6 protein-coding genes and 1 tRNA gene are annotated in these 12,667 nt (G+C 30.1%); 3 read left to right on the forward strand and 4 right to left on the reverse strand.

What is annotated here, in order from left to right; translation table 11 throughout:
* Nucleotides 1-191: 191 nt before the first annotated feature.
* From M3P09_RS07690 to M3P09_RS07700, 3 genes are all read right to left on the reverse strand, one after another.
* Nucleotides 192-3,761 carry a T9SS type A sorting domain-containing protein gene (locus M3P09_RS07690; RefSeq protein ID WP_249972666.1) on the reverse strand — a complete coding sequence of 1,190 codons (3,570 nt, stop codon included), beginning with the start codon at nucleotides 3,759-3,761 and terminating at the stop codon, nucleotides 192-194.
* A gap of 416 nt (nucleotides 3,762-4,177) precedes the next feature.
* Entirely contained in the window at nucleotides 4,178-5,209 is a 1,032-nt protein-coding gene (locus M3P09_RS07695) for a site-specific integrase (RefSeq protein ID WP_249972667.1), read from the reverse strand.
* A gap of 261 nt (nucleotides 5,210-5,470) precedes the next feature.
* Nucleotides 5,471-5,555 (reverse strand) — tRNA-Ser (locus M3P09_RS07700).
* Between the two features lie 186 nt (nucleotides 5,556-5,741).
* Between M3P09_RS07700 and M3P09_RS07705 the strand changes: the two genes are divergently transcribed.
* The 3 genes from M3P09_RS07705 (at nucleotide 5,742) to M3P09_RS07715 (ending at nucleotide 11,461) form a co-directional block, all read left to right on the forward strand.
* Complete coding sequence (locus M3P09_RS07705; protein WP_249972668.1) at nucleotides 5,742-6,371, forward strand: NAD(P)H-dependent oxidoreductase; 630 nt, start codon at nucleotides 5,742-5,744, stop codon at nucleotides 6,369-6,371.
* A 120-nt stretch (nucleotides 6,372-6,491) separates the two neighbouring features.
* Nucleotides 6,492-7,685, forward strand: a complete 1,194-nt coding sequence (locus M3P09_RS07710) for a DegT/DnrJ/EryC1/StrS family aminotransferase (RefSeq protein WP_249972669.1) — start codon at nucleotides 6,492-6,494, stop codon at nucleotides 7,683-7,685.
* A 23-nt stretch (nucleotides 7,686-7,708) separates the two neighbouring features.
* Nucleotides 7,709-11,461, forward strand: coding sequence for a transglutaminase domain-containing protein (locus M3P09_RS07715; RefSeq protein ID WP_249972670.1), 3,753 nt, complete (start codon nucleotides 7,709-7,711; stop codon nucleotides 11,459-11,461).
* A gap of 49 nt (nucleotides 11,462-11,510) precedes the next feature.
* Here the strand turns inward: M3P09_RS07715 and ribB are convergent, their stop codons facing one another.
* Entirely contained in the window at nucleotides 11,511-12,656 is a 1,146-nt protein-coding gene (gene ribB / locus M3P09_RS07720) for a 3,4-dihydroxy-2-butanone-4-phosphate synthase (RefSeq protein WP_099566158.1), read from the reverse strand.
* Nucleotides 12,657-12,667: the final 11 nt, after the last annotated feature.

Here is a 12,667-nt window from a genome sequence, read left to right on the forward strand (position 1 = left end):
GTTGATTTTTCAAAAGAGCCTGGAGTAACTAAAAGGGTAACTAACTGTTTAGGGCTTTTTTGGAAATTAAAAGAAGTTGTGTTGTTAGTAAACACCTAGTATTTGTTATAGGTTTATGTAGTTGAACCGATGGAAAGCTTTCCTTTTTTCTTTATTGAAGAAGGGGACGCTTTTTTGTTTATGAGAGGTTTTTATTTTTTTACAACCTTTTTAGTTTCTGAGTTTCCAAGTATATCTTCTATTTTTATAAAATAAAGCCCAGTATTTAATGAGGAAACGTTTATAGAAGCTTTATTTAATTCTAATAAAACAATTTGTCCTAAACTATTATAGACCTCTAATTTCGTTATTTGAGAATTAGATGTAATATTTAAAAAATCTTGAGTAGGATTTGGGAAAACACTATAATTTGAGGAGTTTACATTAAATTTTTCATTAGATAATAGGGTAGGATAATAAATAATGCCACAGTCTTCAGTAAAACGGGTCACTTTGCCAAAATAGTCATTTGAAGGTGCAATAATATTACCAAAATTGCTGTAACTTTCTCCAGCGTCATCAACTTTGCAATGAAAACTTAAATAATAATTATTTCCTTTGCCTTTAAAAAAATTAGTCGATTTATTACTAAAATGTTGCATGTTGGAAAAAACATTATCTCCATTTTCACCGTTTTGTATGATTCTTTTTATATTTCCTGAAGCATCATAAATGGCAATAAAATAATCATTTCTATTAATATTTAATGTTATACTGTTTCCATTAGAGTCTTTAAAAACGGTTTCAACGGATTTTTCTACTCTATCGGATATTTTTCCTAAAACACAAATTTCTTCACCATTTTTTATGATATCGGAACGGTTTCCATAATAAGAAAAGACACCACCTCTAATCCATTCACATATTCCATTTGTATTAACCTTAGCTACAAAAAAGCTGCCTACTTTTTCTTGCGTTAAAGAACCATCTGTATTCTCAAATGTGTGAATGTAATTTTCTATTTCGGCAGAATAAGACCCATTTATTGCGTTTCCACCTGTTACATAGCAATTCCCGTTTCCATCGGTAATCATAGAAGAGGGACGTGTGCCGTCAAGCAAAGAATTAAAGGTTCTACTCCTTAGTTTCCATTGTAATATGCCTTGGTTATTATACTTTGCCAAGTATAAAACTTCTCCAGAATTATCAACACCAGAAAGAAGCGTTTCATTAACATTGCTGCCTGTAGAACAAAAAGCAATTCTTCTTCTAAAGGTCCCTGTAAGATATAGATTATTTAAATTATCAAAATCAACATTTACAATAGAATGACTACCACCACTATCACTTATAAAGATATTTGTATTCCAAATTAGGGAACCATCAGAGTTAAATTTTGCAATGAAATGACTAAAGTAGGGTAATCCATCATTAGGCTTTGGATGTACCGACATAGTATCAGTTAAATTTCCGTTTAAATATATATCATAAATTGGTGAATCATTATAGTAATTTAATTGCCCAGTAATCACTAAATTATTTTCTTTGTCAATAAAAAGTTTTTCGAGTGCATAACTGTACTTTATATGCATATACCAAATTAATTTTCCGTTTGAATCAAGTTTAGTTATATAATATCCTTTATTTTGATCAAAAAAATTCTTTTTTAATTTAGTCTCTTTCCCGGTTGAATCATAGAATGAAGCTATTGAATTTCCAACTAAATATATGTTTCCTTCTTGGTCTTCAATGCCCTTTCGAATAGTGCCATAAGTATCAGTATACTTATCGTTAGGTTTTGTGTAAACTATCCACTTTAAAATCCCGTTAAAATCATATTTTGCAGCATATCCTCCAGTATGATTATAAACGTAATTAGTTCCCTTTTTCGAATTTAAATTTTGAGCTTTATTGTTACCTGTTACAATAAAGCCATCTGAAACTGAAAACATAGAGGATATATCAGGAGAATCAAGTATCCAGCAATCTTCGGTATGCCCTTCATCTTCATATGTATAGGGGCCTTTCAGCGCAGTAATTTCATCGTAGCAACCTTCATTAGACCAAACCTCTAAATCTACAGTATTATCACCTACAGCAGAATAAGAAACAATTGGGTTTTCTAAGTTAGAAGTTGAAGCATTTGCATTGGGCCCAAAATTCCAGCTAAAGTTTTGTGCATCTGTGGCGTGTTGATAAAATTCAACAGGTTCATTTTGTTTGGCATTGATTAGAGAAGCTACAAATTCTGCTTTAGTTTCTTCTACGGTTATTGTGAATGAATCTGTAAAATCTATAGAGCAATCTGCTAAAACATTTTTAGCAGTAAAATAAAATTCGCCTGTTAAATCTATGGGACTTGTTATAAAATTTATTGTGCCGCCATTTCCTATTGGGCTTGTACCAAAAACTTCATTTGTTTCTTTGTTTTTAAGAATATATTGGACATTTGGCTCTGAATTTTCAATAAAAATTTCAGTGGTTTCAATCTTACATAAAATATCATCTGAAATAGAAATTGTTTTGTTTATTTTTGGGGTTATAACAATATGGATGTTTTTAACTATTTCTTTAATTGTACCATTATAATTTAAAATCAGTTTTATTTCATATTCTCCTGGATTAGAGAATTTGTAAGAAATTGAGCTTTTATCGCAGGAGCTATATACAAGTTCATTGTTTACATACCATTCACAACTCTGCGTATCTCCTTTTATTATTGATATATTGTGTGAATATCCTTCAGTAAAGCAGCCTCCACTAAATTTAATTTCAGCATAAGGTTCAACTTCTTCTAATGGGATCTCGTTTTTTAGAACCACACCATTTTTACCACATGCATATAAAACTTGTGTTCCATTAGTGTTCCAGAAATCATTTATGAAGTAATTGTTAGAACTTGGTTGCCATTGAAGAATACCTCCTCCATTATTTGAAATGAAAATTCCATGATCAGTACCTACAAAAAGTCTTTCGCTAGTTCCGTATCTAAATATTTCATTGCCATTTAATGGGCCATAAAAGTAGTTGTTTCTGGGATACATAACAGAGCCACCATATAAAAGATATTGATTACTAACCGAATATATAAAGTTAGGATTATTTGGTGAATATATAACATCTTTATGTGAAACCCCTGGTGTTTCAAAAACATCAAAAGTAAGTCTTTGAGCATCAAAATCAAGATATCTTTCTTGGCAGCCAATTATTGGGTTATAGCCATATCGATCAAAATTTAAAGACGTAAAATTTCCATAATTGTTATTTACTTCAACTTTTGAATATTCTAAGACACTATCAGTAAAATAAATCAATAAAGAGTTATTACCAACTGCATAATATTTTTTTCTTTGAGTAGAATATTTAATGTCTTCAAGCCTAGAATCAATAATACCATTTAGACTAACTATTTCATAAGCCATAGAAGGAAATTCAATACTCATCAATACGGCTACTTTATTGACCTTGTCTTGTCCAGTGGCATATACTTTAAAACTACTTTCAGTGTTTTCTGGGTTCGAATAACAGGCTGTAAACTCAGTATTGTTATATAGCGTAGAATTTTGAATGTTATCTGAAATTTCAAAACGTTGCCAGTTTAAACTACCGTCTCCACCATTTAATGTGTAATACAAGCCTTTTGAGCCAGAAACTAAACCGTTATCTTGAAAAAAAACAACACTAGTCAAATCATCATTAATACCGGTATTAAGATTTGTCCATTGTCCAAAGCTTATTTGAAAATAGAAAAATAAAAGTATAAAAAGTAGTTTTGTTTTCATATGAGATAAGATAAAAAGATTACAAATTCAAATATATAAATTAGACTATAAATTAAATGATTATGCTAGTTAAGTTTGATTAATATTAGTTAAAAAGAGTAAAATATGGGGTGTATTGTATAGTGGCTCTCACTCCGGAACTTAAACGGATTTCACTAGTAATATTAAGGACTTGCTTTTTTAAGAGAACCTAGGTTAACTAAAAGGGTAATCTTTTTTTCAATCATATATTTATCCATTCCGCAATTTACATTCAAGACTTGAATTTTTTCTCCATTTTTAATAATACATTCTAAAAACTTATTCTAATTTGAGAAAACTTTGAAAGCAGAGTTGACGAAAAGATATTTAAGTAAAACCTCAAAAAATTTATTTTACTTTCATTATTAGGAATTCCGTATATGATATGGATGTACTCAATCCGAATTGAACTGAATAAAAATAATACGGACAATACCTACAATACGGAACAATACGGAATTTAGTATTAGTTGCTTATATCTGTATTTTTCAATAATTCTTTGAACTGGAGGTAAAACAGGGACATTAGCTCTAATACCAGTTTTAATTCTGTCTGTAATTATCCATAAATCTCCATCATTACTACAGATTAAATTCTCTGATGTTAAGCTTTCAGCATCAATAGGTGCATAACCGGTGTAGCAACTGAAAAGGAATATATCTTTTACCTTTTCCAACCGTTCAACTTTAAAGACTCTTTCTTCAATTTTATTCAATTCATCTTGTGTTAAAAATGTAGCATCCTTTTTCTGTAATTTGCCGTCATATTTTGAAAAAGGATTTTTAACAATTAGGTCTAGCTTAATTCCGAAATTACATACGGTTTTAAAAGTTTTAAAATACTTCACTACCGAATTATTTTGTATCCCAATCCTGCCTTGATATTCGCTTTCATACTTCAAAAAAGATTCGAGATTATGTATAAAAGCACCAGTGATTTTTTCCACAGCTATATTCTCAATCTTGTATTTTTTACGTAAGAATATTTTAATTAAGTCTTGGGCTCGATAGTATTTTTGTAAAGAAGCTGGAGAACGTTCTCCATAGCTCACTTTTCTTTCAAAATCTTTATTATGGATATTAAATATGTCTAGTAGACCAATTTTGGTTTTAGCTTTAATTAGTTTTTTTCCAAGAATGTCAATTTTAATTTCATTAAGGTTAATAGTAGCATGATTTTTTAGTAATAAATTGAATTTAGTTTCAAATAGCATTGCTAATGAGTCCAATGATGCTTTAATAACCTTTTCTTTTTGTATTTTTAATGAGGCTCGAAGATGACTTGTAAAGTTCCACCTTTCTTTGGTAATATATTTTCCGGTACTCATTGTAATGCTTTTTCCTTGATAAGAAATTTTGGCATAAATGGGACATTCACCATTTTTATTTGACTTTTCCGATTTGATAAAATAAATAATTTTAAGCATAGCTTAGTTTTTAAATTAGTACTAATTGATTTAAAAACATTTTGATAGCCTAGTGTTTTAGGCGAATTCGCTACGAATTCTTAAAAAGTAGTTACCCTAGGGGTTGGAATCGAACCTAAAAAACTAGAGGGTAACCTATAGGGTAACTGTTCTATGCGCATTTAGGTGCTTTTTAAAAATAACCAAAAAAAGAAAAACCCTTTAAACACTGAGTTTAAAGGGTTTTTGAAATTTTATGTTTCTTTTGAAACATCGTTTCAGCGGAGAAAGAGGGATTCGAACCCCCGGAGGTGTGACCCTCAACAGTTTTCAAGACTGCCGCATTCGACCACTCTGCCATTTCTCCAGTAGTGTCTCATCAAGTATTCCTTGAATGCGGGTGCAAATATAGAACCCTTTTTTAATTCTTTCAAATAAAAATCTACTTTTTTAAAAATAAATTTTGCCTATGTATATTTAAGTTTAATTTATCTCGCTTCATAGTAAAAAGAATATTTCAAACCTTATTTTTGCATAAATTTAAAGAGTAAAAATGGATACTATAAAACAGTTGCAATGGCGCTATGCCACTAAAAAGTTTGATGCCGATAAAAAACTAACTAAAAAAAAGTTAAACATTTTAAAGCAAGCATTTAACTTAACTGCTACATCTTTCGGGTTGCAAACTTTACGCTTAATAATTATTGAAAATAAAGACTTGAGAGCTTCCTTAGTCGAACATTCATACAATCAAAATCAAGTTTTAGAGGCATCTCATCTGTTAGTAATTTGTGTTCAAGATAATATTGAAATCAGCGACATAAATAATTACTATAAAAATATAAAAACAATACGAAATACGCCAGACAGTATTTTGGAGCCATACAGAAAAGACCTCATAGAAATGATGAGTAATAAGTCTATTGATGAACGTCAACAATGGTCTAAAAATCAAGCATATATTGCCTTAGGTAATTTAATGACAATTTGTGCAGTAGAAGGTATAGACTCTTGTCCAATGGAAGGTTTTGTTTCAGAAAGATACGATACTATTTTAAAATTAAAAGAAAGCGGATTAAAATCTGTATTATTGCTACCTGTAGGTTATAGGGCAAAAGACGACATGTTTTCGTCTTTCAAAAAAGTAAGAAAACCAATTGAAGAAACAATTATAGAACTATAAATATTGGGCGTTACCACAAGGGTCGGGCTTTACGCTACAATCTTTTTCAATAAAAATAAAAAAGGATTTTCACTACAATCCCTAACGCAAAAGCACCCAACATAAAATAAAAATAAAGTTATGCCAGGATTTGAATTATTTGGACAAGCCGAACGTGAAGAATTAAATGATGTTTTAGATAATGGCGTATTAATGCGCTATGGTTTCGATGGTATGCGAAACGGACATTGGAAAGCCAAATCACTAGAAAAACAATTAGAGCAGCAATTACAAGTAAAACACGCACAGTTAGTATCTAGCGGAACTGCAGCAGTATCTGTAGCTTTAGCGTCTGCAGGAGTAGGAGCAGGAGATGAGGTTATTATGCCAACATTTACTTTCGTGGCGAGCTTTGAAGCTATTATGATGCTTGGAGCTGTTCCTATTTTAGTAGATATAGATGATACCTTAACACTATGTCCAAATAAAGTTAAAGAAGCAATAACATCTAAGACAAAGGCTATCATGCCAGTACATATGTGTGGCAGTATGGCTAACTTAGAAGCTCTTCAAGATATTTGTAAAGCACACAATTTAATTCTTATTGAAGACTCTTCACAAGCAACTGGAGCAACTTACAAAGGGAAGCCATTAGGGAGTATTGGCGATTTAGGCTGTTTGTCACTCGATTTTGTAAAAATAATTACTGCAGGAGAAGGTGGTGCGGTACTAACAAATAATGAAGACTATTATAGACATGCAGATCATTATTCAGATCACGGCCATGACCATGTAGGTAATGACAGAGGAGCAGAAACCCATCCGTTTTTAGGTTATAATTTTCGAATCTCAGAATTGCATGCCGCAGTTGGTTTAGCACAATTAAAACGTTTAGATGAGTTTGTGTCAATTCAAAAGAAAAACTATACTATAATTCGTGAAGCGCTTTCAGAAGTTCCAGAAATTACCTTCAGAACCGTTCCAGAAGGCGGAGAAGAAAGCTATTCCTTTTTAAGCTTCTTTTTACCAGATTTACAGGTTTCAAGAAAAGTTTCGGAAGCTTTAAAAGAAAACGGTATTGATGGTTGTTTTCATTATTTCGATAACAATTGGCATTATATACGAGAATGGCAGCACCTTAAAAAAATAAAATCGTTGTATCCAATTTCTGAAGAGGTTAAAAACGGTTTAAATTATCTTCAAACAAAAACTTTTGAGCAGTCTGACCACTACATTGCTAGGAACATATCTTGTTTAATAAAATTGTCTTGGACAGAAGATGAAGTAAAGCAAAGAGTTACTAAAATGGTCAAAATAATTACCGAAAACATATAATTAATATTTTTTAACCTAATCCTATGAAAAAGCATACACTAATTTTTCTATGTGCATTATTTACTTTTAGTTCAATTTATTCCCAAAACACATACAATGAGTTTTGGAATAAGTTGTTGAATAACGATAGAGAGTCTGCAAATTCTATTTTTGAAAATTTAAAAAGTGATGATTTACAAGGGTTGGTGATTAATGAGATTTTAAGAGAAGAGAATGGACAGTTTTTTTCTAACAAACCATTCATTAACAAGGTTTTAAGTCAAAAAGATTTTGAATATTATTTATATGCTTTATGGAATAAAACCTATTTTTTTGATAATTATTTGGCAACGGGCTTAAATGGTAAAAATAAAAGAATCTTAGAAGAAGTTTCAAAATCAAAAATTACAAACGCTACAATTAAAGATGCGATTATTTATTTAAATTCCGTTGTAGCTCGCCATAGTAATAATTGGGAACGCTATTTTAGCTTAAATGATTCTATTAAAGTTATTAAAGATTGGGAATATTGTGGAGTTTTTGAAAACCTTAACGAAAGTGGTTTAGACAGTTATTACCCTCCAGAAACACTTCCATTTAGTAAAACAGACTTTGATGCTAAAAGTAATGGTTATGTTAACTGGTATAAATCAAATAATGCAAAAGAAGCATACCAATTTTTTACAAATCACGAGGAGTTTGGGTCTGGTGTAAATTATGCACAAACATTTGTTACTGCAAAGGCAGATAAAGAGGTTTCGCTACGAATTGGCTGTGGGTCAGCTTTTAAAGTATGGCTGAATGATGTTATTGTATTCGAAAACACAGAAGACGTTATAACAGAGTTAGATGCATATAAGCTAAACTTAACAATACCTAAAGGAACTAATAGATTATTATTTAAACTAGCAGAAAGTAATTCTTCAAGTTATTTCATAGCAAAGTTTATAGATAAAAATGGTAAAGAGCCAGAAGGAATAACTTACTCATCGACAGTTACAGATTATAATAAAAATGACAGATCTAAATTAAATATAGAAATTTTAGATAATGAATTTGAGACATATTTTTTAAATAAAATAAAGGAAGAACCAAATAACTTTTTTTATGTGTATTGTTTAAATGGTGTTTACTTACGTAATTCTAAGCAAAAGGAAGCAAAGGATTTACTAAGCCCTTATATTATTAAGTACCCAAAAAGTTCGCTAATTAGAAAAATGCTAATGTTAATTTATAGCAGCGAAGGAGATACAACAAGCTACAACGAATTAAAAAAGAATTTAGAATTAGATGATCCAAACTATTATTTGCCACTAGTTTTAAAAGTAATAGATTTTAGAGAACTAAATAGGATGTCTATAAGTGAATTAGAAGCTTTTTTAAAGCAATTTAAAGAAACTGTAAATAATGATATTTTACGTTTAACAGCTGATTTTATTTATTATGCTAGAAAAGAAGATTTAATAAACGTTAGAAAAAATCTAGACTCACTTTTAGAATTATCTCAAGATAATTTGAGATTATTATTGGCATATTCCCCTTTATATTCCTCTTTGTTTAAAGAAGACAACAAAACAAAGGCATTGCTAGAAGATATAAATAAACGCTATTTTGACATGTCGGCTATAACACAATTAGCAAGGTATTACGAAAAATTAAATAAAAAAGATAAGGTTATAGAGCTATATACCAAAAATCTACAACACTTGTCCGCAGATAATTTATATTTAATAAAGGTTATAAAAAAACTTCATAGTTATAAAAACTATAAAGAATCATTAAAATATATTGATATGGCATTGGGTAATTTCCCTTATTCATTTCAAGCACTAGAATTAAAAGGAGATGCGCTAGTGCAATTAAGCAAAAACAAAGAAGCGATACAAGCATACGAAAAATCATTGAGATTTAACAGTGCAAAGAGTTCTTTAAGAAAAAAAATTAAAGACTTAAAGAATGAATCGAATATTATAAACGACTTTGCATTGAAAAATGTTTATTCATACATTGAAAGCAATCGTGAAAAAATAAAAACTAATAACTACGGATATAATATTTTGCTAGATGATTATACAGTAGAATTATATAGTGAAGGAGGAGGAAGGTACAGAACTACATATATTTATGAAATAACTTCTGATGCAGGAGTTGAATCATTCAAAGAATATAATTTAGGATTATCTGGTAGTTATTTTATAAGTAAATCTGAGATTGTTAAAAAAGATAAAAGTGTAGTTCCAGCTGAAAAAAGTGGATCAAAATTAGTTTTTAATGGGCTCTCTACAGGTGATGTTGTTCACATAGATTATGAAGGTTCTTTTTCTAGTACTGGTCGATTTTATAAGGATTATACAGATAAATTCATGTTTGATTCTTTTCACCCTACAGTAAAAACTTCACTAAAATTAATTGTACCAAAAAACCATAAGATATTTTACAAAGCTGTAAATGGAAATTTAGAGCCTAAAAAATCTCAAATAGGAAATTATGATGTGTACGATTGGAGTCTTGAAGGTTTAGAAGGCTTAGCTCAAACTGAAGACTATATGCCTAACAATGAAGATATTGCTAGATATTTGCATATTAGTACAATACCAAGTTGGAATGACATCGCAGTTTGGTATTCAGATTTAGTAAGAGCTAGCATTGAAGAAACGTCTACTGTAAAAAAGGCATTTAATAAAATTTTTCCAAATGGATATCTAAAGCTTTCTGAAGATGAAAGATCTAAAGCAATTTACAATTACATTAAAAACAATTTTACTTATAGCTATGTAAATTTCAAACAAAGTGGTTTTGTGCCTCAAAAACCTACAAAAACTATAAAAACAAATTTAGGCGACTGTAAAGATTTTTCAACGTTATATGTCACTCTAGCAAATATGGCGCAATTGAATGCAAATTTAGTGTTGGTTTTAACTTCTGATTATGGCCAAAATAATTTGATACTTCCTAGCACAGATTTTAATCATTGTATTGTAAAAGTTGAAATTAATGAAAAAGAGCAGTTTTTAGAGCTTACAGATAAGTACTTACCATATAAATCTTTACCTAATTCATTAAGAGGGGCTACCGCTTTAGAAATCCCTTTTAAGACTAACGGGGAAGTTAAAAAATATGATTTGTTTAAGCTTAATGATGTTACAAGAGATAAATCAGTATTTACAAATAAAGTTGATGTTTTTGTCAAAGAAAACAAAATTAATATGACCATAGATACAGAGTTTAAAGGACATATAAATTCGTATTATGCAAGTGTTTTATCAGAACCAAATGAAGAAGTGGTGAAAAAATCTATTTTTGATGAGCTAAAGGGGTTAATTAATGAAGATTTTGTATTAAATAAATTATATAATGCGAATAGAATTGACGATGATAAAATTATTAAATATACATCAGAGGTGACAATTGATAAAAAAATTAATAAAATAGGTTCTATTAATATTTTTAAGTTACCAAAGGTTTCTAACCCATACACAAATAATATTGTAAGCCTTGATAAACGTTATTACCCAATTGAATATATTAAATATGAGAATATTGATGAGTATTATAATTACTATGATGTTTTTATTGAAGAAGGACAAAAATTTATTGAAATCCCAAAGAGCAATACATTTACCTATAAAGACCATTCTTACAGTGTTAGCTTTAAACTAATTAATGATAATCACTTAAGAGTTGAAAGGCATTCAAAAACACCAGCAAATGCGATTACTCCAGAAGATTATTCTACTTTTAAAGACTATGTCAAATCTATTATTGAAGCAGAAGAAGAGTTTATAGGTTTTAAATAAAATTATTTAAATATAAATAACGATTTAAGATATTGTGAAGAATAGTGTTTTAATATTTCACATACTCTACAATCTCCAAACCATAACCAATTAATCCAACACGTTTGGTTTGTTCGGTATTTGAGACCAAACTTAATTTATGAATATTTAAGTCGTGTAAAATTTGTGCACCAATACCAAAATCTCGGTTATCCATATTTATTTTTGGTGCTTTGGAAACTTTATTTGGACTTTGGCTTTCCTTTAAAAAGGATAAACGCTTCAAAATATTCATAGACTGAGATTCTTGATTTATAAAAATAATTGCCCCCTTACCGTTACTGTTAATAAGCTTAAACATATTATCAAGTTGCTTATCTACATTATTAGTAAGTGTACCAAGAATATCATTATTAATTAGAGTAGAATTTATTCTGGTAAGTACAGGTTCGTTGTCCTTCCATTGGCCTTTTGTTAAAGCTATATGCACTTGATTATTAGTAGTTTGCTTATATGCTCTTAAACGAAAACTTCCAAATCGAGTTTCTATTTGAAAATCTTCTTTTTTCTCAATTAATGAATCGTGTTGCATTCTATACGCAACTAAATCTTCAATCGAAACAATTTTTAAATCTAGTTTCTTCGCAACCTTCATAAGCTGTGGTAAACGTGCCATAGTACCATCTTCATTCATAATCTCTACTATTACACCAGCAGGTTCTAAACCTGCTAAACGTGCAAAATCAATAGCCGCTTCAGTATGTCCTGTACGTCGTAAAACACCACCTTCTTTAGCTACTAAAGGAAATATATGCCCAGGCCTACCAAGTTCAAAAGGTTTAGTGTCTATGTCTATTAACGCCTTTACCGTTTTTGCTCTATCGCTTGCAGAAATGCCTGTTGTTACTCCATTTCCTCTTAAATCTACAGATACAGTAAAAGCAGTTTCCATAGGGTCTGTATTATTGCGAACCATCATATTAAGTTCCAGTTCTTTACACCTATTTTCGGTAAGCGGAGTGCAAATAAGACCTCTACCATGAGTTGCCATAAAGTTTATCATTTGTGGGGTAACCTTATCAGCTGCGGCCACAAAATCACCTTCATTTTCACGGTTTTCGTCATCAACAACAATAATTACTTTTCCATTTCTGATATCATCTATTGCTTCATGGATTGTATTCAGTTTAAATTCCGAAGTTTTATTTGTTGTCATAGGTTCTAAAA

It is taken from the genome of Jejuia spongiicola (assembly GCF_023502325.1).
Taxonomy (GTDB): Bacteria; Bacteroidota; Bacteroidia; order Flavobacteriales; family Flavobacteriaceae; genus Wocania_A; species Wocania_A spongiicola.